This is a genomic window from Microbacterium sp. NPDC060117 (genome assembly GCF_042729315.1).
In the GTDB taxonomy this organism is placed as follows: Bacteria; Actinomycetota; Actinomycetes; order Actinomycetales; family Microbacteriaceae; genus Microbacterium.
In genome coordinates, this window is record NZ_JBHWXR010000003.1 from 364381 (window position 1) to 386136 (window position 21756).

23 protein-coding genes are annotated in these 21756 nt (G+C 71.4%); 11 read left to right on the forward strand and 12 right to left on the reverse strand.

What is annotated here, in order from left to right; translation table 11 throughout:
- Window positions 1-116: 116 nt before the first annotated feature.
- The 3 genes from ACFWCK_RS13440 to ACFWCK_RS13450 form a co-directional block, all read right to left on the reverse strand.
- Entirely contained in the window at window positions 117-773 is a 657-nt protein-coding gene (locus ACFWCK_RS13440) for a response regulator (RefSeq protein WP_378806318.1), read from the reverse strand.
- Entirely contained in the window at window positions 770-2068 is a 1299-nt protein-coding gene (locus ACFWCK_RS13445) for a sensor histidine kinase (protein WP_378806320.1), read from the reverse strand. The genes ACFWCK_RS13440 and ACFWCK_RS13445 overlap by 4 nt, the downstream gene beginning before the upstream one ends.
- Window positions 2069-2145: 77 nt before the next feature.
- On the reverse strand, window positions 2146-2775 hold the full coding sequence (locus ACFWCK_RS13450; protein WP_378806321.1) for a TrmH family RNA methyltransferase: 630 nt from the start codon (window positions 2773-2775) through the stop codon (window positions 2146-2148).
- Between the two features lie 115 nt (window positions 2776-2890).
- On the opposite strand from ACFWCK_RS13450, the gene ACFWCK_RS13455 reads away from it, so the two are divergent.
- The 6 genes from ACFWCK_RS13455 to ACFWCK_RS13480 all read left to right on the forward strand — a co-directional run bounded on the left by ACFWCK_RS13455 (window position 2891) and on the right by ACFWCK_RS13480 (window position 7015).
- The gene (locus ACFWCK_RS13455; protein ID WP_378806322.1) at window positions 2891-4180 is read left to right on the forward strand and encodes an Nramp family divalent metal transporter; all 1290 of its coding nucleotides are present in this window, start codon (window positions 2891-2893) and stop codon (window positions 4178-4180) included.
- Window positions 4181-4320: 140 nt separating this feature from the next.
- Entirely contained in the window at window positions 4321-4671 is a 351-nt protein-coding gene (locus ACFWCK_RS13460; RefSeq protein WP_378806323.1) for a hypothetical protein, read from the forward strand.
- 89 nt (window positions 4672-4760) lie between these two features.
- On the forward strand, window positions 4761-5393 hold the full coding sequence (locus tag ACFWCK_RS13465) for a metal-dependent transcriptional regulator (protein WP_233311764.1): 633 nt from the start codon (window positions 4761-4763) through the stop codon (window positions 5391-5393).
- A gap of 60 nt (window positions 5394-5453) precedes the next feature.
- Window positions 5454-6281, forward strand: coding sequence for an HAD-IIA family hydrolase (locus tag ACFWCK_RS13470; protein WP_233311765.1), 828 nt, complete (start codon window positions 5454-5456; stop codon window positions 6279-6281).
- A 3-nt stretch (window positions 6282-6284) separates the two neighbouring features.
- On the forward strand, window positions 6285-6857 hold the full coding sequence (locus tag ACFWCK_RS13475) for a YdeI family protein (RefSeq protein WP_378806325.1): 573 nt from the start codon (window positions 6285-6287) through the stop codon (window positions 6855-6857).
- Complete coding sequence (locus ACFWCK_RS13480; RefSeq protein WP_233311767.1) at window positions 6854-7015, forward strand: hypothetical protein; 162 nt, start codon at window positions 6854-6856, stop codon at window positions 7013-7015. Before ACFWCK_RS13475 ends, ACFWCK_RS13480 begins: the two co-directional genes overlap by 4 nt.
- A 3-nt stretch (window positions 7016-7018) precedes the next feature.
- Here the strand turns inward: ACFWCK_RS13480 and ACFWCK_RS13485 are convergent, their stop codons facing one another.
- From ACFWCK_RS13485 to pyrE, 3 genes are all read right to left on the reverse strand, one after another.
- A complete protein-coding gene (locus ACFWCK_RS13485) occupies window positions 7019-8245 on the reverse strand; it encodes an anhydro-N-acetylmuramic acid kinase (protein WP_378806326.1) in 1227 nt (408 codons plus the stop codon).
- Window positions 8246-8247: 2 nt separating this feature from the next.
- A complete protein-coding gene (locus ACFWCK_RS13490) occupies window positions 8248-9171 on the reverse strand; it encodes an ROK family protein (RefSeq protein WP_378806327.1) in 924 nt (307 codons plus the stop codon).
- Window positions 9172-9304: 133 nt separating this feature from the next.
- Window positions 9305-9880 (reverse strand): orotate phosphoribosyltransferase, encoded by a 576-nt coding sequence (gene pyrE, locus ACFWCK_RS13495; RefSeq protein ID WP_378806328.1) that lies wholly within the window; start codon window positions 9878-9880, stop codon window positions 9305-9307.
- Between the two features lie 220 nt (window positions 9881-10100).
- On the opposite strand from pyrE, the gene ACFWCK_RS13500 reads away from it, so the two are divergent.
- The 3 genes from ACFWCK_RS13500 to ACFWCK_RS13510 all read left to right on the forward strand — a co-directional run bounded on the left by ACFWCK_RS13500 (window position 10101) and on the right by ACFWCK_RS13510 (window position 13387).
- Complete coding sequence (locus ACFWCK_RS13500; protein ID WP_378806330.1) at window positions 10101-10643, forward strand: YbhB/YbcL family Raf kinase inhibitor-like protein; 543 nt, start codon at window positions 10101-10103, stop codon at window positions 10641-10643.
- Window positions 10644-10769: 126 nt separating this feature from the next.
- Window positions 10770-11201, forward strand: a complete 432-nt coding sequence (locus ACFWCK_RS13505) for a heme-binding protein (protein WP_233311772.1) — start codon at window positions 10770-10772, stop codon at window positions 11199-11201.
- Entirely contained in the window at window positions 11198-13387 is a 2190-nt protein-coding gene (locus ACFWCK_RS13510; protein WP_378806331.1) for a malate synthase G, read from the forward strand. Before ACFWCK_RS13505 ends, ACFWCK_RS13510 begins: the two co-directional genes overlap by 4 nt.
- 89 nt (window positions 13388-13476) lie before the next feature.
- Here ACFWCK_RS13510 and ACFWCK_RS13515 read toward each other — a convergent pair whose 3' ends face one another.
- A complete protein-coding gene (locus tag ACFWCK_RS13515; RefSeq protein WP_378806332.1) occupies window positions 13477-14004 on the reverse strand; it encodes a DUF6611 family protein in 528 nt (175 codons plus the stop codon).
- Window positions 14005-14221: 217 nt separating this feature from the next.
- On the opposite strand from ACFWCK_RS13515, the gene ACFWCK_RS13520 reads away from it, so the two are divergent.
- Complete coding sequence (locus ACFWCK_RS13520) at window positions 14222-15067, forward strand: exodeoxyribonuclease III (protein ID WP_378806333.1); 846 nt, start codon at window positions 14222-14224, stop codon at window positions 15065-15067.
- A complete protein-coding gene (locus ACFWCK_RS13525; RefSeq protein WP_378806334.1) occupies window positions 15067-16059 on the forward strand; it encodes a Cof-type HAD-IIB family hydrolase in 993 nt (330 codons plus the stop codon). Before ACFWCK_RS13520 ends, ACFWCK_RS13525 begins: the two co-directional genes overlap by 1 nt.
- A 52-nt stretch (window positions 16060-16111) precedes the next feature.
- On the opposite strand, the gene ACFWCK_RS13530 is transcribed toward ACFWCK_RS13525, so the two are convergent.
- From ACFWCK_RS13530 to ACFWCK_RS13550, 5 genes are all read right to left on the reverse strand, one after another.
- Window positions 16112-18169: a carboxypeptidase regulatory-like domain-containing protein gene (locus ACFWCK_RS13530; protein WP_378806336.1), complete on the reverse strand. Its 2058-nt coding sequence runs from the start codon at window positions 18167-18169 to the stop codon at window positions 16112-16114.
- Window positions 18170-18447: 278 nt separating this feature from the next.
- A complete protein-coding gene (locus ACFWCK_RS13535; RefSeq protein ID WP_378806337.1) occupies window positions 18448-19065 on the reverse strand; it encodes a dihydrofolate reductase family protein in 618 nt (205 codons plus the stop codon).
- A 197-nt stretch (window positions 19066-19262) separates the two neighbouring features.
- Window positions 19263-19943: a winged helix-turn-helix transcriptional regulator gene (locus ACFWCK_RS13540; protein ID WP_378806338.1), complete on the reverse strand. Its 681-nt coding sequence runs from the start codon at window positions 19941-19943 to the stop codon at window positions 19263-19265.
- Window positions 19944-19961: 18 nt separating this feature from the next.
- Complete coding sequence (locus ACFWCK_RS13545; protein WP_378806339.1) at window positions 19962-20429, reverse strand: VOC family protein; 468 nt, start codon at window positions 20427-20429, stop codon at window positions 19962-19964.
- Between the two features lie 119 nt (window positions 20430-20548).
- Entirely contained in the window at window positions 20549-21715 is a 1167-nt protein-coding gene (locus tag ACFWCK_RS13550) for an MFS transporter (protein ID WP_378806340.1), read from the reverse strand.
- Window positions 21716-21756: the final 41 nt, after the last annotated feature.

Here is a 21756-nt window from a genome sequence, read left to right on the forward strand (position 1 = left end):
AGGATCCGGTTCCCTGCTGCGCGTCGCCCCCGAGGAGGGTTCGGGCTCACCCGCAGGGATGATCCGTGCGCGCTCGCCAGGCGGCCGGCCTCGCCCTCACCCGGCGGGGCACGCCGTCATCGGCCCGGCCGGCGGATGCCGTTCTCATAGGCCCAGATCACGACATGCAGACGGTCGGCGAGACCGAGCTTCGCGAGGACCGCCTTCACATGCGTCTTGACCGTGTTCGCACTGAGGAACAGCGCCCGCGCGATGTCGTCGTTCGAGGCCCCGGTCGCGAGCGCACGGGCGACCTCGCGCTCCCGATCGCTGAGCGGCGCGAGCGCGGCATCGGGATCGACCGCGGGCCCGCCCTCGCGCACGTAACCCAGCAGCGCGGCCGTCGCCCGCGGCGACATCGCCGCATCGCCCGCGGCCGCCGCGGCGATGGCGTCGGCGAGTTCCTGCGGGGCCGCATCCTTGGTCAGGAACCCGCTCGCACCCTCGCGGATCGCCTCGACGACGTACTGGTCGAGGTCGAACGTCGTGAGCATGAGGATCCGGATCCCGGGCTTCAGCCGCAGGATCTCCCTGGTGGCGGCGATGCCGTCCATCCCGGGCATGCGGATGTCCATCAGCACGACGTCGACCGCGTGGCTGCGGATGTGCTCGATGCCCGCGCGCGCATCGGCGGCGACGGCGACCTCGGAGATGCGCGGATCCCGGCCCAGCATGATCGCCACGGCTTCGCGGAACAGCTCCTGGTCGTCCACGAGCAGCACCCGGATCGTCATGCTCCCTCCTCCCGTTCCGCGAGGCGCTCCGCCGTCACGACGGGCTCCGAACTGGCAGCCGTCGCCACCGCGTCCGAACCGGTCGCCGGCAGCACCGGGAGCTCGACCCGCAGCAGCCAGCCGTCGGATCGGGCGCGCCCGGATGAGCCGCTCCCGACGACCGCAACCCGCCCCGATGCGAGCGACCCGCCCGCCAGCCGGATCCGCTCGGCCAGGCTCACGAGGCCGGTGCCGGTGCCGAGATCGGATCCGCTGCGCCCGGATCCGCCATCGTCCTCGACCTCCGCGATCACGTGCTCCTCGGACCAGGCGAGGCGCACCTCGACCTGCAGAGGTGGAAGCGCGTGCCGCATGGCGTTCGTGAGCCCCTCACGCACCGCACGGTGCAATGCCAGCGCTGAGACGGGAGCCAGGGCGCGGCGATCTCCGGTCTCCACGAACTCGACCGCGCACGCGGGGCTGCGCACCGCGGCGACCAGCTCGGCCAGCGAACCAGCCGTCGGCGTCGGCTCCTTGGGGGCGTCGCCGTCAGCCGCGACGATCGAGCGCATGCCTCGAAGTGCGTCGCGCCCCGTGTCCACGACGACGCCCAGCGCCCGCTCGCTGACCTCCGGACGTTCGCGCACCAGCGCCCGCGCCACCTCGGACTGCGCGATCATGACCGTCATCGCGTGTGCGATGACGTCGTGCAGCTCGCCGCTGATGCGCATCCGCTCGTCCGCGATCGCCTGCCGCACGCGTACGGCTGTGCGCTCCTCGGCCCGGCTCGTCGCGGAGCGCACCAGCAGGCCGCACGCCCACGCGGCGGTCGCGCTGGCAGCGAGCCCGAGGAAGGCGCCGAGCCGCAGCAGCCCGGTATCGGCAGCGGGACCGCCGGCGAAGGAGGGCTCTGTCACCGCGATCATCCCGGCACCCACGAGCGCGACCGCCAACGCGACGACCGACAGCCGCACCCGCTCGCGCACGGCTATCTGGGCCAGGCAGAGCAGGTAGACGGCGGCCGACGGATGCATGGTCGCGGAGGCGTCGCGAGCCGCCGGAATGAGCACGAGCAGCAGCATCACGGCGCTGGCGAGGAGGAATGCCGTCCTCGGACGCCTCACCGCGAGCAGGGATGCACCGTGCAGCACGGCGAAGGAGACGGCGAGTCCGCCGACCACCAGCGGCGCCGCGTGCGGGGTGGACCAGGCGAGCGAGGCGAGACTGATGGGCAGCAGCACCACGAGAGCGGCCAGCGCCACGATCAGCGCGGTGCCGCCACCGCGTGCGCCGCTCCGCGCCTTCCCTGTCCGCACGTCCCCATGCTCGCACGCGGCCGTGCACGCGTCCTCACCCGTGCGAGTGAGGTGCACCCGCATCCGGGATCGCGCATTCAGCCGGCATGCCTCCGGCACCACTCGTACATGATCACGGCCGCAGCAGCCCCGGCGTTGATCGAGCGGGTGGATCCGTACTGCGTGATCTCGACGTGCCCCGCCGCCGCCGCGAGCGCTTCGTCTGAAAGCCCGGGCCCCTCCGCGCCGAACAGCAGCACGCAGCGCTCGGGCAGATCCGCGCGGTCCACGGGCACCGCGCCGTCGAGGTTGTCCACGGCGACGATCGGGATGCGCTCGGCCTCAGCCCACGCGGTGAACGCCTGCACGGTGTCGTGATGCACGACGTGCTGATAGCGATCGGTGACCATGGCGCCGCGTCGGTTCCAGCGCCGCCTCCCGATGATGTGCACGGTGTCGGCGAGGAACGCGTTCGCGCTGCGCACGATCGAGCCGATGTTCATGTCGTGCTGCCAGTTCTCGATCGCAACGTGGAAGCCATGCCGGCGGGTGTCGAGATCGGCGACGATCGCCTCCATGCGCCAGTACCGGTACCGATCGACGACGTTGCGCCGGTCGCCCTGCGCGAGCAGTTCGGGATCGAAGTGCTCCCCGACGGGCCACTCCCCCTCCCATGGACCGACGCCGTGCGTGGGCTCGGGCTCGGCGACGGCCTCTGGATCCTGCATCCCGCCAGCGTATCCGCGTGCATCCCCCGGGGCGTTGCCGAGCGCGCACCCGGGCTCGGGCAACGGCCGCGAGCCGAATATTTCGGTATGCCTAAAAATGAGGTAGGTTTTCGGTGTGCCTAAAACGACGGTGACCTTCGCGCCCTCGCGCTCCGATACCGCGGCGTCCGCCCGCGGTGCGGCGCTGCTCGGCCCTGCGCTGGTGGCCGGAGTCGCCTATGTGGATCCGGGCAACGTCGCCAGCAACATGACGGCGGGTGCCGGGTACGGCTACCTGCTGGTCTGGGTGGTCGTCGTGGCGAACGTGATCGCGTGGCTCGTGCAGTACCTCTCCGCGAAGCTGGGCGTCGTCACGGGGCGCAGCCTGCCGGAGCTGCTCGGCGACCGGCTGCAGCACCGGTTCGCGCGGCGAGCGTACTGGCTGCAGGCGGAGCTCGTGGCCATGGCGACCGACATCGCCGAGGTCATCGGCGGCGCGGTCGCGCTGCAGCTGCTGTTCGGGATCCCGCTGCTGCTCGGCGGACTCATCACGGGCGCGGTCTCGATGGCGCTGCTCGCCGTGCAGGGCCGGCGGGGCGCCCGGCCCTTCGAGTTCGTGGTCATCGGCCTGCTCGCCGTGGTCACCGTCGGCTTCCTCGCCGGCATGCTCGTCGCCCCACCGGATCCCTCCGCGGCCCTCGGCGGGCTGACGCCGCGCTTCACGGACTCCGGATCCGTGCTGCTCGCCGCCTCGATCCTGGGCGCGACGATCATGCCGCACGCGATCTACGCGCACTCCGCCCTCGCCAGGGACCGGTTCGGATCCGCCCCGATGCACCCCGGAGGCGACCCCGAGTCGCCGTCGCGCACCCCCATCGCCCGGCTGCTCACCGCCACCCGGTGGGACGTCACCCTGGCGATGGTCGTCGCAGGCGCCGTGAACCTGGGCATGCTCCTGCTGGCCGCCGCCACCCTGCCCGGCGTCGAGGGCACCGACTCGCTCGAGGGAGCGCACGCCGCGATCAGCGCGCAGCTCGGTCCGCTGATCGGCACCCTGTTCGCGGTCGGCCTGCTCGCATCCGGCCTGGCCTCGACCGCCGTGGGCGCCTACGCGGGCGCCGAGATCATGCACGGCCTGCTGCGGGTGCGCATCGCGATGCCCGTACGGCGGCTCATCACGCTGATCCCCGCGCTGCTGATCCTCGGGCTCGGCGTCGACCCCACCTTCGCCCTCGTGCTCAGTCAGGTGGCGCTGTCGTTCGGGATCCCGTTCGCCCTCATCCCCCTCGTCGCCCTCACCGCCCGGCAGCGCACGCTCGGTCGCTACGCGAACCGCCCCTGGACCACGATCGCTGGGATCGTGGCCGCCGCACTGCTCATCGCGCTCAACGCGGTGCTGCTCTGGTTGCTGCTGAGCGGGGCGTGAGCCCGGCGCCGGATCCCAAATCCGGGGTGCCTGACCGTGCACACCCGGATCCCGTCCGGTGGATCTCGCCCGTTCGGGATCCATCGGACGGACGATGGGGCGCGGGCAGGACCCACAGTCTCCGCCGGTAGGCTCGAGGGATGGCCAGATCCCGCCGCCCGTCCGCCGCGCAGCGCGCCGCCGAGAAGGCTGAAGCGCAGGCCTCCGCGCGCCGGTCCGTCCGCCTCTGCACGTGGGCGTCACTCGTCACCGGCGCGCTCGGGATCCTGCTCCTCGCCGTTCCGAAGCTGCTGCCGGCGGGCGGACCCTGGGTGCAGCTCGCACTGGGCGCCTTGACGTTGATCCTCTCGTTCCGGGCCCGCGCGATCGGGATGCGCGGCATCGAGGGATTCGACGGGCGGCTCTCCCTGCTGGGGGCCCTCGCCGGCTTCGCGATCATGTTCTTCGCCGGTCAGGCCGCGTTCGCCGTGCTCTCCGCGATCGGCCACTGACCTCGCACCTTCCGGGCGGTCCCGCCGAGCGTGCGCGGGTCGCCCACGACCTCGCGCGGGCCGCGGGCCGTGCCGGTTAGGCTGGAGGGGTGGCATCCCCCGCGGCGGACGACTATCTGAAGACGGTGTTCGCGCACACCGAATGGCAGCCGGCGCCGATCACGCCGTCGCAGCTCGCCGCGAAGCTCGGCATCGCCCCGTCCAGCGTCACCGAGATGGTGAAGAAGCTCGCCGCCGCCGGCCTCGTCTCGCACGTGCCCTACGGCGCGGTGCGGCTGACCGACGACGGGGAGCAGCGCGCCCTCGCGATCATCCGACGGCACCGCCTCATCGAGACCTGGCTCGTGCGCGAGTTCGACTACGCCTGGGATGAGGTGCACGACGAGGCGGAGGTGCTCGAGCACACCATCAGCGACCGCCTGCTGGAGGGCATCGACGCGCGCCTGGGACGGCCGCGCTTCGACCCGCACGGCGACGCGATCCCCGACGCCGACGGCCGGATCGAACGCGAGCCGTTCGTACTGCTCGCGGACGCCGCCACCGGACACGCCGGCCGCGTGCTGCGGGTGGACGACCGCGATCCGGAACTGCTGCGCTCCCTGGAGTCGGCGGGCCTGGTGATCGGCGGCGAGGTCGTCGTCACCCGCGACGGACTGCGCATCGAGGGCTCCGACGTGCCACTGCCTGCCGACGGCGTCGACGCGGTGTGGCTGTCGGCCTGACGCAGAGGCCCGGATCCGGCCCGTCATCCGCCCGTAACCCGGGAGTCCTAGGCTGGGCGCATGGCACAACGCGACGACATCGAATGCTGGCTCACCGACATGGACGGTGTGCTCGTGCACGAGAACGACGCCATCCCCGGAGCGTCCGAGCTGCTCGCCAACTGGGAGAGCAGCGGAATCCCCTACCTCGTGCTGACGAACAACTCGATCTTCACCGCACGCGACCTGTCCGCGCGGCTGCGCACGAGCGGGCTGAACGTGCCGGAGGAGCGGATCTGGACCTCCGCGCTCGCGACGGCCGACTTCCTGCAGCAGCAGCTCCCGGGCGGATCCGCATTCGTGATCGGCGAGGCCGGGATCCTCACGGCGCTGCATGACGCGGGCTTCATCATGACCGAGACGAGCCCCGACTTCGTCGTGGTCGGCGAGACGCGCAACTACTCGTTCGAGGCGATCACCAAGGCGATCCGTCTGATCAACGACGGCGCGCGCTTCATCGTCACCAACCCGGACGCCACGGGCCCCAGCGCCGACGGGCCGCTGCCCGCGACCGGGGCGATCGCCGCCCTCATCACCAAGGCCACCGGCAAGGATCCGTACGTGGTCGGCAAGCCGAACCCGATGATGTTCCGCTCGGCGCTCAACAAGATCGGCGCTCATTCCAAGCGCACCGGCATGATCGGCGACCGCATGGACACCGACGTGGTGGCAGGCATCGAAGCGGGCCTCCACACGGTCCTGGTGCTCACCGGGATCAGCGACACCGCGGAGATCGAGAAGTACCCGTTCCGCCCGGACGAGGTCGTGCAGTCCGTCGCCGACCTGCTCCCCCGCATCACCGAGACGATCCGCACGATCCCGCAGAAGGCGCCGAAGACGAAGGACTGACCCATGGGCGCACTCGACGACGGCGTGCAGGTGACCGCTGCCGATGCGGCGACCTGGCGGGCCTGGCTCGCCGACAACCACGCCACCGCGACCGGTGCATGGCTGGTACGACCGCGTCCGGGCAACGACGACGTGCACGTCGGCTATGAGGAGGCGATCCTGCAGGCGCTCTGCTTCGGCTGGATCGATGGGCCGGTGCGGAGCTTCGACGAGCGGATCGGCGGGCTGTGGTTCGCGCCGCGCCGGGCCTCCAGCGGCTGGGCCGCGACGAACAAGGCACGGATCGCACTGCTCGAGGAGGCCGGCCTGCTCGAGGAGGCGGGCCTGCGCGCCATCGAGGTCGCCAAGGCCAACGGCGCCTGGACCGTGCTGGACGGCCCCGAAGCCGGCATCGAGCCGGACGATCTCACCGCCGCACTCGACGCGTCACCCTCCGGACGCACGGGGTGGGACGCCTTCCCGCCGTCGGCGAAGAAGGTCGGCCTGACGCAGATCGCGATGGCGAAGCGGACCGAGACCCGGGCTGCGCGGATCGCGAAGATCGTCGCCGACGCGGCGGAGGGGAAGCGGCCATGACGTCGAATCCGATCATCTGGGTCGCCGCCGTCATCGCGCTCGGCACGCTGACCGCGTGGATCGTTCAGTTCGTGCGCAACCGCCGCGGCGGATCCGCCCGCGACCGCGGCGCGTGGTGGGAGGGTCCCTGGGACGAGGACGACGAGCGCCGCGGCTGACGGTCAGTCGAGGGTGAGCGACGCGATCCCCGCGACCGGCTCCGGCAGACGGAGCGGACCGGATCCGGGCGTGATCGTGCCGAGGATCCGTGGGGCACGGGCTCCGGTCGCGCCCGGGAGCACGGCGGGGACGCCGTGCAGGGTGCACCAGCCGATGAGTGCGAAGAGGATCGCCTCCTTGGCATCGGCCGGGGCGCCCAGCGCGTCGGCGGAGACGACCTCGACGTCGTGGAGCGCGGCGCGCAGGCCGTCCATGACGACGGGGTTGTGCGCTCCGCCGCCCGACACGGCGAGGAAGGCGACGCCCCGCGCGGCGATGTCGCGGGCGACCGTGCGCACCGTGAGCTCGGTGAGCGTGCGCACGAGGTCGGCGTCGGCGATCACGCGCCCCAGAGCTGCCAGGTGCTCCTGCACGTACCCCAGGTGGAAGCGCTCCTTGCCCGTGCTCTTGGGTGCGGGCAAGGCGTAGTACGGATCGTCCAGGAGCGCGGCGAGGAGCCCCTCGTCGACCCGGCCCGCTGCGGCGATCCGGCCACCGGCGTCGTAGCCGCGCGGGTCGAGGCCGCGGTCCTGGACCACCGCGTCGATGAGCGCGTTCGCCGGACCGATGTCGTAGCCGAGCACCGGGCCGGATCCGACCACGGTCGCGTTCGCGATCCCGCCCAGGTTGAGCGCGGCAGCGGTGCCGCCGGGCAGCGCAGGGTTCAGCGCGTCCCGCAGCAGGAGGTCGTCGAGGAGCGACACGAGCGGAGCGCCCTGCCCTCCGGCGGCGATGTCGCGGATCCGCACGTCGGAGACGACGGGAGCGCCGGTGCGCTCGGCGATCCACGCGGGTTGGCCGACCTGGAGCGTGCCGCGGGCGCGCCCCTCCCCGTCGATCCAGTGGAACACGGTCTGGCCGTGCGAGCACACGGCATCCACACCGCCCACCGCATCCGCGGCCTGCGCCGCGGCCTCTGCGAACGCCTGCCCGATCAGGGTGTCCAGCTCGCACACCTCGGCCAGGGTCGTGGCGGCGGGAGGCAGCGCGGCGACGAGGCGGGCGCGCAGCTCAGGCGCGTACGGGGTCTCGGCCGTATGCAGCACGGTGCCGCGCAACGCGACGCCGGGCGCGGCGGACTCGTCCGGTGCGACGCCGCGCGCGTCGTCACCGCCGTCGAAGCGGAACTCCACGACGGCCGCGTCGATCCCGTCGTGCGACGTGCCGGACTGCAGGCCGAGGACGCGCATGACTACTGCAGCACGAGCGCCGCGGCGCCGATGAGCGGCCCCTCGTCGCCGAGCCCGGAGCGCACGACGCGCGTGCGGCGGGAGTAGTCGTGCTGCGCGCTCTCGGTGAGCGCCGCCTGGACGAGGTCGATGTAGTCGTCCGCGACCCTGGAGAACCCGCCGCCGATCGCGACGACCTCCAGGTCCACGAGCGTCGAGGCGTCGGCGAGGGCCGCACCCACCGTGCGGGCGGAGCGCTCGATCGCCGCGCGCGCGATCGCATCGCCCGCCTTCGCATCGCGGGCCAGGTCCTCGCCCTGCTGCCCCGTCCATCCCTGCGTGCGGGCCCAGGCCACGCTCGCGGGGCCGGAGGCGACCTGCTCGACCGTGAGCTCGGGCGTCGCGTGCACCTGGCCGAGATGGCCGGCGTTCCCGGACGAGCCGGGCAGGTAGCGGCCGTCCACGACGAACCCTCCGCCGACGCCGGTCGACACCACGATCGAGAGCGATGCGGCCGCTCCGCGCGCGGCGCCGTAGCGGGACTCGGCGAGCGCGAGGCAGCCGCCGTCATGGGCGAGCACGGTCTCGACCGGAGCGCCGTGCACCGCCTCGGCAGCGATCCGGACGGCGTCGCGCAGCCCGAAGCCATGCGCGGCGGGCATGTTCACGGGAACGATCGTGCCCTGCACGCGATCCACGGGGCCGGCACTGCCGATGCCGGCGCCGACCAGCTCGTCCTCGGATCCGCGACCGGCGAGAGCGTGCGCGACGACCGCGTCGATCGCGGCGCGCAGCGAGTCGGACGTCGCATCGGGCCCGGTCGGGCGGCGACTGCGCGTGCCGTCGACGACGGTCCCGTCGGCGCGCACCAGGGCGGCCTCGAGCTTGGTCCCGCCCACGTCGACGGCGAGGGCGACCCGGGGGTCTGCGGATCCGGATCCGGTCATGCGATGCTCCTGATGTCGGGGACGGATGCACGATCCAGGGACGGATGCAGGATGGAATCGGGGATCCGATCGTGCAGACGTCGCAACGTCGTGCAGACGTCGCGGAGAGCCGCGGCCGAGGTCGCGGCGTCGGTCACTGCGGGTCGAGCCCGAGGTCGTCGAGGTCGATCGCGGCGAGCCACTGCAGACCGGCGGCCTCGATCGCGGCCTGCGCGCCGGTCTTGCGGTCGACGATCGAGATCACGGCGACCGGCTCGGCGCCCGCGACACGCAGCACCTCGACGGCCTTGAGCGGGGAGCCGCCCGTGGTCGACGTGTCCTCGACCACCACGACGCGCTTGCCCGTGACATCCGCGCCCTCGATCTGGCGGCCGCGGCCATGGTCCTTGGGCTCCTTGCGCACCACGAAGGCGTCGACCGGGGATCCGGCGCGCACCGACTCGTGCATCACCGCATTGGCGATCGGGTCAGCGCCCAGAGTGAGGCCTCCGACGGCGGCGATGCCGTCGAGACCCTGCATGAGGTCGAGGACGATGCGGCCGATCGCGGGCGCTGCGCGGTGGTCGAGCGTGAGGCGACGCATGTCGACGTAGTACGTGGCCTGCTTGCCGCTGGCCAGAGTGAAGTCTCCGTGGAACACCGCCTCATCCTTGATCAGGGCGATGAGAGCCTGGCGGTCGGCTTCGAGTTCGGGGGTGCTGAGCGTCACGACTCAAGTCTACGATCGCGCCCCTCACTGTGCCGAGCCACCCCTCTGCACCCGAGCCACCCTCTTGCGCCCGGTGTGGAAGGGGGTGGCTCGCGCGGAAGGGGGTGGCTCGCGCGGAAGGGGTGGCTCGCGATCTTGGCCCCGACTCCGGGCGGTGAAAGGATGAAGGCACCCGCGTCGCCGGCGACCGATGCCGCGGCGCCCGTGGATGGAGGTCCGCATGCTCGACGTCGACACCTACGCCGCTCTCGCCCGGCTCAAGCCGGTGCCTCCGCTGGAGCTGAGCAGCCCCGACTTCGACGCGGACGGGCCGTTGCCGGTCTGGGCCTGGTCCGAGTCCCGCGGCGGGGACGACCGCTCCCCCGGCCTGGTGTGGGGCGAGCCGCCGGCCGGCACGAAGAGCTTCGCCCTCTCGATCTACGACCCCGATGCCCCGACCGGATCCGGCTTCTGGCACTGGGCGGTCGCGAACATCCCGGTCGACGTGCGTTCTCTCCCCGCGGGCGCCGGCGACGGCGAGCCCGGATCCCTTCCCGCGCAGGCGATCACCCTGCCGAACGAGGCGCGCCTGCAGCGCTACATCGGCGCCGCACCGCCCGCCGGCACGGGCGCGCACCGCTACGTCATCACGGTCGACGCGCTGGACATCGAGGAGATCGATCTGGACGGCGACGAGACGCCCGCCTACCTCGGGTTCAATCGGCACTTCCACGTACTGGCGCGGGGGATCCTAGTCGGGACGGCGGACCCCTCGGAGCGCTGAACACCCCAGATGGGATACCAATTTTCACCTGCGTATTTCGAGATGTGGAACTTAAGCTTCACATTGTGGTAATCTCGCCGCGAAGGTAATCTCGACATCGAGATAAATCACGCCGAGGAGACGCCGATGTCCACACACCGACAGACCGTCACGATCACGTACGAGACGGCCGCGCGCGCCGTGGCGCTCGCCCTGGAGATCGGCGCCGAGCGCGGCCTGCCCACCGTGGCCGCCGTCGCGGATCCGTCGATGACCCTCATTGCGTACGGCATGGCCGACGGCTCCACCCCGCACAGCGCCGACACCTCGCAGCGCAAGGCGAAGAGCAGCGCCTCCATCCGCCGCCGCACCGGACAGATCGCCGAGGCCCTCTCCGCGACGCTGCCCCTCGGCACGGGCGGCACCATGACCACGATCGACGGGGGCGTGCCGATCTTCTTCGGCGAGCTCCACGTCGGCGGACTCGGCATCGCCGGTGGTCCGCCCGCGCTCGACGCGGAGATCGCACTGGAAACCCTCAAGCGCCTCGGCGCCCGCACAGAAGGAATGGAACTATGACCTCGTACCTCTCCCGCGCAGACCTGTCGGTCGCCGCGCCGATCGTCGAGTTCGCTGAAGCGTCGCTTGCCGATTCCGGTCGCGACGCCACGGCGTTCTGGGCGGGCGTGAGCGAGATCATCCACGACCTGGTGCCGCGCAACGCCGCGCTGCTCGCCCGGCGCGACCAGCTGCAGCAGCAGATCGACGAGTACCACCGGCAGAACCCGGGTCAGCCGGATCCGGCCGCCTACCGTGCCTTCCTCACCGAGATCGGCTACCTCGTCCCGGTCCCCGAGCAGGTCACCGTCACCACGGAGAACGTCGACCCCGAGATCGCCACGATGGCGGGCGCGCAGCTCGTCGTCCCGCTGCTGAACGCCCGCTTCGCCCTGAACGCGGCGAACGCCCGCTGGGGCTCGCTGTACGACGCCCTGTACGGCACCGACGCGATCGAGCGCACCGGCGAGCTCGCCCCGGGCAAGGAGTTCAACCCCGCCCGCGCGGCGGCGGTGGTCTCCTTCGGTCGCGAGCTGCTCGACGAGATCGCCCCGCTGGCCGAGGGCTCGCACAGGGACGCCACCGCCTACCGCATCGACGCCGACGGACTCGTCGTGGTGACTGCGACCGGCGATCGCCGCCTCGCGGATCCGGACCGCTTCGTCGGATACACCGGCGAGGCCGACGCCCCCGACACCGTGCTGCTGGTGCAGAACGGCCTGCACGCGGAGATCCTCGTCGACCGCTCCGGCCCCATCGGCCGCACCGACGCCGCCGGCGTGCAGGACATCATCCTGGAGTCGGCGCTCACCGCGATCCTCGACCTGGAGGACTCGGTCGCCGCCGTCGACGGCGACGACAAGGCGCTCGGCTACCGCAACTGGCGCGGATTCATGGACGGCACGCTCACCGAGACCGTGACCAAGGGCGGCAAGACGTTCACCCGCTCCCTCGCGGCGGACCGCGTGTACCGCACCGCCGACGGCGGCGAGGTGACTCTGCCCGGCCGCGCCGTGCTGTTCGTCCGCAACGTGGGTCACCTGATGCGCACGCCCGCCGTGCTCGACCGCAACGGCGACGAGGTCTTCGAGGGCATCGTCGACGCGATCATGACCGCACTCGGATCCCTTCCCGAGCTCGAGGGTGCGAACAAGGGCACCAACTCCCGCACCGGATCCATGTACATCGTGAAGCCGAAGATGCACGGCCCCGAGGAGGTCGCGTACGCTGCGGAGCTGTTCGGCCGGGTCGAGACGCTGCTGGGACTGCCCGCCGGCACCATGAAGGTCGGCATCATGGACGAGGAGCGGCGCACGTCGGCGAACCTCGCCGCGTCCATCGCCGCTGCGAGCGACCGCGTCGTGTTCATCAACACCGGATTCCTGGACCGCACCGGCGACGAGATCCACACGTCCCTGCACGCCGGCCCCTTCCTGCCGAAGGCCGGCATCAAGGCGCAGCCGTTCATGCAGGCGTACGAGGACCGCAACGTCGCGATCGGCGTCGCGAGCGGCCTGACCGGGCACGCCCAGATCGGCAAGGGCATGTGGGCCGAGCCCGATCTCATGCACGACATGCTGCAGAAGAAGATCGCGCACCCGCAGTCCGGGGCGTCGACCGCCTGGGTGCCGTCGCCCACGGCCGCCACGCTGCACGCCCTGCACTACCACCAGGTCGACGCGTTCGCCGCGCGCGCGGCGCTGCCTCCGGTGTCCGCCGAGGCGCTGGACCGCCTGCTCGTGCCGCCGCTCGCCGCCGAGGGCGATCTCACCCCCGAGATCGTCGCGACCGAGGTCGACAACAACGTGCAGTCGATCCTCGGCTACGTGGTGCGCTGGATCGACCAGGGCATCGGCGTCTCCAAGGTGCCGGACATCCACGACGTCGGCCTCATGGAGGACCGCGCCACGCTGCGCATCTCGAGCCAGCTGCTCGCGAACTGGCTGCAGCACGGCGTGATCACCGAGGAGCAGGTCGACGACAGCCTGCGCCGCCTCGCCGTGGTCGTGGACGCACAGAACGCCGGCGATGAGAACTACGAGCCGCTCGCGTTCGCCGAGGGCTCCGAGCCCGGCATCGCGTACACCGCGGCCCGGCGCCTGATCACCGAGGGCGCCGCGCAGCCCAGCGGCTACACCGAGCCGCTGCTGCACGGCCTGCGCCGCGAGAAGAAGGCCGAGCAGGCCGCCCGGGTCGCCCAGGTCTGATCCGCTTCTTCGTTTCGAAGAGCGCAAATGGCTGCATCCACGGTCTGGATGCAGCCATTTGCGCGCTTTGAACGGCGGCAGCCGGCCGGTCAGGAACGAGCGTGCGTGTAGACGGCACGCCAGACGCGGTCGAATCCTTCCTCGTCCAGCGCACCGGACCGGTAGGCGAGGCTCGCACCCAGCATCGCGTCGGCGAGCGCGTCCAACCGGCGCCGGGCGTCGTGGTCCGGTCCGTAGGCGAGCAGGGCGGAGCCGCAGGCGGAGACCCGCGCCGCGCCCCGCCTGACAGCGCGAGTGCGGCGGGCGAGCAGCAGGCCGACGACGACCGCGACCGCCGCGATCGCCAGGATGGCGACCATCGGCGAGACGCCGGCCGCCGCGAACCCGATCCAGGCGAGCAGCGCCCCGCCGGCAGCGACCGCGCCGTAGGTCCGGGAGGCCTCGGCCCAGCGCCGGTCGCGCTCCGGGGCGTCCGGCGAGTAGATGACGAGCTCGCTCGACACGACGCCGTATCGGCTGACCGCGCGCGACAGGTAGCCCCAGGATGGCCGCGCGCGCCGTGCCGTGCCGGCCGAGTGCCCGTGCCGCGAGGGCGTGAACCGCTGTTCGATGACCATGACTCCACCCTGCGGCGCCGGTCGCAGCCGGGAGCCGTTTCCCTACGGAATGCAAACGGGAGCGGGCCGGATCTCTGCGCTTCCCGCACGGTGGGGCTTCAGAACGTTTCGGGGAGCAAAGTCTGCTCTCAGAACCGTCGGAACGCAGCAAACAATGCTCCTCGAACCTGCGTCGCCGCGAAACGGCGATGTCGCCGCCCGCCCGTAGGCTGGATCCATGCGCCTGGCCACCTGGAACGTCAACTCGATCCGCACCCGCGTCGCCCGCACCGTCGAGTTCGCCGTGCGCGAGGACATCGACGTGCTCGCGATGCAGGAGATCAAGTGCAAGCCGGAGCAGTTCCCGTATGCACCGTTCGAGGAGGCCGGCTACCACGTCGAGGTGCACGGCCTGAATCAGTGGAACGGTGTCGCGATCGCGAGCCGCGAGCCGATGACCGATGTGCGCACCGCGTTCGATGGCATGCCCGGGTTCGCGAAGGGCCACGAGGGCCCCGATGCGCCGCAGGAGGCGCGGGCGATCGGCGCGATCGTCAACGGCGTGCGCGTGTGGAGCCTGTACGTGCCGAACGGCCGCTCGCTCGACGACCCGCACCTCGCCTACAAGCTGCACTGGCTCGATGCCCTGCGCACCGCGACCGCGGCCGAGCTCGCCGCGACGCCCGGCCTGCCGCTCGCCCTCGTCGGCGACTTCAACATCATCCCGTTCGACCACGACAACGGGGATCCGGACATCGTCGTCGGCCGGTCCACCCACGTCTCCCCTGAGGAACGCGCGGCGTTCTTCGCTCTGGAGTCGGCGGGCGTGCACGACGTCGTGCGCCCGCTGCTGCCCGAGGGATACACCTACTGGGATTACCAGCGCCTGAAGTTCCCGCGCAACGAGGGCATCCGGATCGACTTCGTGCTCGGATCCGAGGCCTTCGGCGACGCGGTGAAGGGCGCCTCGATCCACCGCAACGAGCGCAAGGGCGAGCAGCCCAGCGACCACGTGCCGGTGGTCGTCGACCTCGAGCTCGGCGCCGCCGAGGAGGACGACGACATGCCCATGATCTTCGCCTGATGAGCACCGTCGCGGATCCGGCTGATGCGGCTCCCGCGTCGCCCCGCGAGGACGCCCTCCGCTCAGGGTCGTCGAGCGCCGTTCGACAGGCTCAAGGACCGGCGGAAGACGCCCCCATCCCGGGGCCGTTGAGCGAGGACACCGAAGGCGACCGAGACGAAACGCGTCCAACGACCGGATCCAGGATCCGCCTGATCGCGACGGACCTCGACGGCACCCTGCTGGATCCCGCGGGCCAGGTCAGCGCACGCACCCGAGCAGCGCTCGATGCCGCGCGGGCCGCGGGGATCGTGGTGGTGCCCGTGACGGCGCGACAGCCGATCGGACTTCGCGCGATCGCCGAGGAGGCCGGGTTCGACGGATGGGCGCTGTGCGGCAACGGCGGGTACGGCATCCACCTCGGCACGCACGAGCAGCTGTTCGCGTCGGAGATCGCGGTGCCGGTGCAGCAGCGCATCGCTCGCGAGCTGGGCGCCGAGATCGACGGGCTGCTGTTCGCGAGCGTGCGCGAGGCCGGAGAGGTGTTCGTCGCCCAGGACGGGTACGCCGCCGTGTCGACGCTCAGCGACCACAAGCGGGATCCCCGCACGATGGGCGCCGTACCCCTCGCCGACGTGCTGGCGGCTCCGAGCCTGAAGCTCGTGATCCGGCATGCCACTGTGACCCCGGGCGTGATCTTCGCTGCACTTCGCAACCTTGATCACACCGGCTTCGAGGCCACCCTGTCGGGCGCGCCCTTCGTCGAGGTCATGGCGGAGGGCGTCACCAAGGCCACGGGGCTCGCGCTGCTGTGCGCCGCGCTCGGCATCGATCGCTCCGAGGTGCTCGCCTTCGGCGACGCGCTCAACGATGTCGAGATGCTGCGCTGGGCCGGGCACGGCATCGCGATGGCGAACGCCGAGCCCGAAGCACTCGCCGCCGCCCACGAGGTCACGGCCTCGAACGCCGAGGACGGCGTGGCGGTCGTGCTGGAGCGGGTACTCGCGGACTGAACGACGACGAGGCCGGTGTGGGCGAACCCACCCGGCCCCGAAGCGCGTCGTGTCAGGCCCTGCGACGGATGCGGATCGCCGCGAAGCCGATGAGCAGCATCAGCACGCCGATCAGCAGCGTCGCATCCGGGAACTCCGCACCGGTCGCCGCGAGCTGCGCGTCGCCGGAGCCGGAACCAGAGCCGGACCCGGAATTCGCAGGTGTCGAGCCGCTGCCGGTTCCGGATCCTTCGGATCCGCCCGGAGTCGTCGCGCCGGCCACGGTCAGCGCCGAACCGCCGGTCAGCGTCGACATCTGCCCCGTGAGCACGATCCGGTGCGCGCCCGCGGGCGCATCCGCCGGGATCGTGACCGTCGTGTCGATGGTGCCGTCCGCAGCGGCGGTGACCGATGCGAGTTCGACGGGATCGGAGTGCAGCTCGATCTTGACCGGCTCGTTATGTGCGAAGCCCGACGCCGTCACGTGGATCGTGTCGCCCGGACGGGCGGTAGACGACGAGAGCGCGACGTCCGCGGTGAGTGAGGACAGGTCGAAGTCGATGCCCGTGACATCGCCGGAGCCGGAGACGACGACCGGCGTCGCGTCGGCCTCGGAGGCCGCGTGCGAGTAGTACTGCGGTGCGACGGCCAAGGCGAAGCCTTCCGTGCCCTCGACCTTCACCGTGTAGGTGCCGGGTCCGATCGACAAGGCGTACGTGCCGTCGGGGTGGACATAGCTCATCCCGACGAAATGACCGTCTGTCTCCGCGACCACCGCGAGGCTCGAGGAGTGCCCCCGCAGATCCGTGGACCCGTCGAGGAGCACGGACCCGCGGATCGCCACGGTCGCATCGAGGCTCGCATCGATGCCCGTGAGCTGCGAGCCCTCGAGGAGCGTGACCGGCGTCGCGTCCTGTGCGCTGGCGGCACCACTCCACCACTGGGTGGCGAACGTCTGATGGTTGTCGCGGAACTCGACGGTGTACTGGCCTGGCGCGGCGGAGATCCGATAGGCACCGGTGTCATCGGTGGTCGCCCAGTAGTATCCGCCGGTACCGCTCGCGCTCACCGAGATGCCCGCCACCGGCGTTCCATCGGACGCGCGCGTCACGGTGCCGCTGATCTGCGCGGGGAGGGACTGCAGCGCGGCGTCGATACCGCTGACCGTCTGACCGGCGACAACGGTGACAGCCGTCGCCGCGGCCGCGGTCGCGGCACCGGCCCAGTACTGCGGGACCAGGCTCGGATCGTTGGACGAGAACTTGACCTTGTAGTCCCCCGGGCGGATCCCGTCGATCCGATATGTGCCATCGATGGAGAGAGCTCCCTGGGCGACCGAATTGCCGTTCACGTCCAAGACGGCGACCCAGCCGTTGGCGACGGCGGAGCCGTCGGAGGCCTTCGTGACCACGCCCTGGACGGATCCGCCCGCCGTGAGCACGGCGTCGATGCCGGTGACCGCGCCACCGGCCACCACGGAGACCCTGGTCGCGGAGAAGTAGTCAGCTGCATCGTTCCAGTACTCGCCGACGAGCCCGTCCCATGTCCCCTGGAACTGGACCACGTAGGAATCGGCTGCCAGGCCCGGAATCGTGTAAGCGCCCGAAGAGTCGGTGAACCCGCTGCTGAAACCCCCATTCGCGCCGTTCGCCCAGACAGGACTACTCACGACGGGCGTGCCGTCTTCCCGGGTGACGACCCCGCTGATGGAGGCGCCGGCGCTGAGCCCCGCGTCGATCCCGGCGACGACGGCGCCTTCCTGCACGTCCACCGTCGTCGCGCCGAAGTAGCTCGACGAGTTGTTCCAGTACTCGCTGATGTACGGCGTGCCATAGGTCAGGAAATGCACATGATGCGCACCCGCGAGCAACCCATCGATTCGATAGGTGCCGTCCGGGCCGGTCGTCGCCCCGGCGAGGGAGGAGGCGTCATTGTTCTGTGCCTCGACGTACACGCCTGCGATCGGAGATCCGTCGACGTCGCTCGTGACGACCCCCGCGATCGACCCACCGGCGACCGCCGGCGGATCCACGGCACTCGCCGCTCCCACGCCGGTGAACATCAGCGCCGCGGCGAGCAGCGCCGTCAGCGCACTCTTCCAGCCACGACGTCCGGACACACTTCCGGTCATCCCGGTCCCCCCTCGGGTCTGCGGCCGCGGCCCTTCGTCAGGCTCGACCGGAGCCTGAAGAACCAGGCGTCGATGCAATCTATCGTCACAGGGTTCTCTCAGGAAAGAGGCAATTCCTGCGCTCGGATCCGCACATGGGAACACCCGCACTCCCCAGAGTGCGGGTGTTCGGGTCAACGTCCCCACGCGTTACGGATGACTGTAGTTTCGCGACGGATCGCCAGCTAGACCGATCCGCGATATTCCGGTCACGAATCCGACACGTCGCCGTGCAGGGCTCACATCGTGCCGGTGGTGGGCTCTCCGGGCAGCGGCGCGTAGCGCAGCAGCAGCGTGCCGCCGTCGCCCGACTCGGCGTGCACGAGGCGAAGATTGTGCGGGGTGGCGCCGTCGGGGAACACCTTCTTGCCCTGGCCGAGCACGATGGGGTACACCCACAGCTGCAGCTCGTCGTAGAGCTGCTCGGCGAGCAGGGTCTGCACGAAGTCGACGCTGCCGATCACGTGCACGTCCTGGTGCTTCTCGCGGAGCGCAGCGATCTCGGCCGGGAGGTCGGCGCCGATCCTGATGCTGCCCTCCCAGTCGAGCTCGATGCCGGCATCGCGCGACGCCACGTACTTCGGCACCCGGTTGAAGAGCTCCCCGATGAAGCCCTCGGGACCCGTGGTGTGCTCGGGCCAGTAGCCGGCGAAGATGTCGTACGTGCGACGTCCCAGCACCAGGGCGTCGAGGGTCTCCATGCCCTGGGTCACGCTGCGCATGACGGCCTCGCTGGGCAGCGTCGCCTGCCAGCCCCCGAAGCGGAAGCCGTCGCTGGTGTCCTCCTCGGGGCCGCCCGGCGCCTGGGCGACGCCGTCAACGGTGGTGAACAGGTCGATGATGATGCGTCCGGTCATGATGTCTGCTCCTCGTGGATCCCGGATCCGGTTCGGTCGTTCATGATTCGAGTTCGCCCACCCGACCGCGAGACCGAAGGCGCGTCCCGAAACAGCAGTTCTGTTCTGCGGTCTCGGGACGCAGGTTCGGTTTCGCGGTCAGTGTTCGGTTTCGCGGGAGCGGCACACGATCCGTGGCGCACGCACCCACGGCGACGCTACGCCGCGAGCGGGTCGATGTGGAAGGTCTGCGCGAAAGCGTTCAGGATCCGCTCCTCGCCGCGCACGACGGCGACCAGATCCTGTGCGATCGCCTCGGCGGGTGTGACTTCGCCGCCGATGAGGCGCCGGATGCCGGGGCCGGCGACGAGGACGGCCTCGGGCTCGCCGGGCGGAAGCGCACCGCCGACGGGCGGCGCGGGCGGAGCGAGCTGCGCGACGGAGAGCACCCCGTCGCGGACCACCGCCCGCAGCGCGACGTCTCCGAGGTGCAGCTCGACATCGAGGTCCTGCGCGTCGTCCGCGCGGAACGCGGTGCGCAGCGCCATGGTGAGGGAGTCGGGCGTCACGATGTCGCCCTCACCGGGGTCGCCCATCGCCTGGAAGCCCCAGCGTCCGAGCGCGAGCACGATCGGCTCCAAGGCCCGGCCGTAGGGCGTCAGCTCGTAGACGAGACCGCTGCCGTGCAGGGGCGCTCGACGCACGACGCCGCTCTCCTGCAGCTCCTTGAGCCGCGAGGACAGGATGTTCGTGGGAATACGCGGCAGCCCCTGCTTGAGGTCGGTGTAGCGGCGCGGGCCGACCAGCAGATCGCGCACGATGAGCAGCGCCCACCGCTCCCCGATCAGCTCGACGGCGGTGGTCACGCCGCAGTACTGGCCGTAGCTGCGCGCGGCCATGTCAGCCCCGTCCCCGCATCACGCGGTCGCGTCGCTCGCGGCGGCCGCGGCGGTCGCGTCGCTCGCGGCGGCCGCCGGAGTCTCGGCCCCTTGCTCTCCTGCGGGAACCATGTAGAGGAAGCCGAGCGAGTTGCCGTCGGGGTCGTCCAGGTCGCGCGAGTACATGAAGCCGTAGTCCTGCGCGGGCTGCGGCTCGGTGCCGCCCGCGGCGAGCCCCTTCGCGATCGCGGCGTCGACCTCCTCCCGGGAGTCGAGCGCGAAGGACGCGGACGTCTGCAACGAGATCTTCGGATCCACGATCGGCTTCTCGGTGAAGGTCGCGAAGAACTCGCGCGTGATCATCATGAAGTACACGTTGTCGTCCCAGACGACGCAGACGCCGTTCTCGTCGGACATCTCCGGGTTGATCGCGCAGCCGAGCGCCGTGTAGAAGGCCTTGGTGCGCTCGAGGTCGGTGACCGGAAGACTGATGAAGACGTTCGTCACGATGACTCCTCTGTCGGTGGATCGCTGAGCGGATCCGATGAGGCAAGCTTGCTTTTTGCAAGTTAACTTGTCAAGAGCAAGCTTCACTCGGATCCGGGAGTCGTGAGGGAAGGCGGCGGTCAACTCTCGACCGGAGGGCGCCGCAGGCCCAGAGCCGCGAGGATCCCCGCGCAGACGGTCAGTCCCCCGATCACCACCAGCCCCACGCCGGGGACCGTCGCGGTCGCCACGGCTCCGGCGACGAGCGGCCCGCCCGCGTCGCCGAGCTCGCGGCCGAGCTCGGCGGATCCCATCGTGCGCCCCATCCGCTCCGGCGGCGTGGTCGCGGCAAGGTGCGAGAACGCCACGGGCGTCGCCAGTCCCGCGCCCGCGCCGATGAGCACCGCCGTGACGATGAGGGTCGGCAGCATCGGCCACAGTCCCGCGACCACGATCCCGGCGGCCAGCAGCGCCAGCCCGCCGACCGCGCCGAGCCGCACCGGCAGCCGTCCGCGATCGTGCAGGGATCCGGCGAACGGCTGCACGACGCTGCTGACGATCGCCAGCACGGTGACGAGCGCCATGCTGCCGACCGTGCCGATGCCCGTCTCCCGGCCGAGGAGCGGGAGGAAGCCGACGGCGACCGCGAGCCCACCGGTCGTCGCGGCGAGCACGAGGGTCGGCACGACGAACCCTGGCGCCGTGAGCTCCCGCGCGAGATCCGCGACGGTCACGCGCTTGCGGGGCAGCACCGGCACCACCGGCACCCCGAACCGCACCCACGCCGCGGCGACGAGCGCGACCGCGGCGAGCGCCCAGAACAGGGCGGGCAGGCCGGCCCAGACGATCAGCCCGGCGCCGAGCAGCGGGCCCAGCGCATAGCCGAGGCTCTTCCAGGATCCGTAGCGTCCGAAGTAGCGGCCGCGGGAGGCATCATCTGCCAGCCGTGCCACCGCGGCGGACGACGCCGGGGAGAAGGCCGAAGCCGCCGCGCCCTGCCCGAACCGCGCCACGATGAGTCCGAGCGTGCCGGGCACGAGCGCGCCGACCACGGAGAACACGGCGAAGGCGAGGAGTCCCGCGACGATGACGGGGCGCACGCCGATCCGGTCGCTGAGCGCGCCGAACACGGGCTTGAGCAGCACCTCGGCGAGGTCGTACAGCGCGAGGGTGAACCCGAACGCGAGCAGGGTCCAGCCGATGTCCTCCGTCTCCGCCCCCAGGGCGGCGGCGATCCCGTGCGCGCCGAACGCGGTCGTGAATCCGGCGAGGTACAGCGGGGCGAGACGCGGGCGCGGCGAGGTCACGCTCCAGTGTCGCACCCGGGCGGATCCGCCGTGCGGGGGAT

Excerpts from the sequence above, each read along its gene's own strand:
- ACFWCK_RS13485 (WP_378806326.1), bottom strand. The coding sequence starts at position 8,245 with ATGCGCGTCCTCGGCCTGCAGTCCGGCACGTCGCACGACGGGATCGAC.
- ACFWCK_RS13490 (WP_378806327.1), bottom strand. The coding sequence starts at position 9,171 with ATGACCGGATCCGGATCCGCAGACCCCCGGGTCGCCCTCGCCGTCGAC.
- ACFWCK_RS13475 (WP_378806325.1), top strand. The coding sequence starts at position 6,285 with ATGGGCGCACTCGACGACGGCGTGCAGGTGACCGCTGCCGATGCGGCG.
- ACFWCK_RS13440 (WP_378806318.1), bottom strand. The coding sequence starts at position 773 with ATGACGATCCGGGTGCTGCTCGTGGACGACCAGGAGCTGTTCCGCGAA.
- ACFWCK_RS13470 (WP_233311765.1), top strand. The coding sequence starts at position 5,454 with ATGGCACAACGCGACGACATCGAATGCTGGCTCACCGACATGGACGGT.
- ACFWCK_RS13515 (WP_378806332.1), bottom strand. The coding sequence starts at position 14,004 with ATGGTCATCGAACAGCGGTTCACGCCCTCGCGGCACGGGCACTCGGCC.
- ACFWCK_RS13520 (WP_378806333.1), top strand. The coding sequence starts at position 14,222 with ATGCGCCTGGCCACCTGGAACGTCAACTCGATCCGCACCCGCGTCGCC.
- ACFWCK_RS13540 (WP_378806338.1), bottom strand. The coding sequence starts at position 19,943 with ATGGCCGCGCGCAGCTACGGCCAGTACTGCGGCGTGACCACCGCCGTC.
- ACFWCK_RS13530 (WP_378806336.1), bottom strand. The coding sequence starts at position 18,169 with ATGACCGGAAGTGTGTCCGGACGTCGTGGCTGGAAGAGTGCGCTGACG.
- ACFWCK_RS13510 (WP_378806331.1), top strand. The coding sequence starts at position 11,198 with ATGACCTCGTACCTCTCCCGCGCAGACCTGTCGGTCGCCGCGCCGATC.
- ACFWCK_RS13525 (WP_378806334.1), top strand. The coding sequence starts at position 15,067 with ATGAGCACCGTCGCGGATCCGGCTGATGCGGCTCCCGCGTCGCCCCGC.
- ACFWCK_RS13505 (WP_233311772.1), top strand. The coding sequence starts at position 10,770 with ATGTCCACACACCGACAGACCGTCACGATCACGTACGAGACGGCCGCG.
- ACFWCK_RS13480 (WP_233311767.1), top strand. The coding sequence starts at position 6,854 with ATGACGTCGAATCCGATCATCTGGGTCGCCGCCGTCATCGCGCTCGGC.
- ACFWCK_RS13450 (WP_378806321.1), bottom strand. The coding sequence starts at position 2,775 with ATGCAGGATCCAGAGGCCGTCGCCGAGCCCGAGCCCACGCACGGCGTC.
- ACFWCK_RS13535 (WP_378806337.1), bottom strand. The coding sequence starts at position 19,065 with ATGACCGGACGCATCATCATCGACCTGTTCACCACCGTTGACGGCGTC.
- ACFWCK_RS13500 (WP_378806330.1), top strand. The coding sequence starts at position 10,101 with ATGCTCGACGTCGACACCTACGCCGCTCTCGCCCGGCTCAAGCCGGTG.
- ACFWCK_RS13460 (WP_378806323.1), top strand. The coding sequence starts at position 4,321 with ATGGCCAGATCCCGCCGCCCGTCCGCCGCGCAGCGCGCCGCCGAGAAG.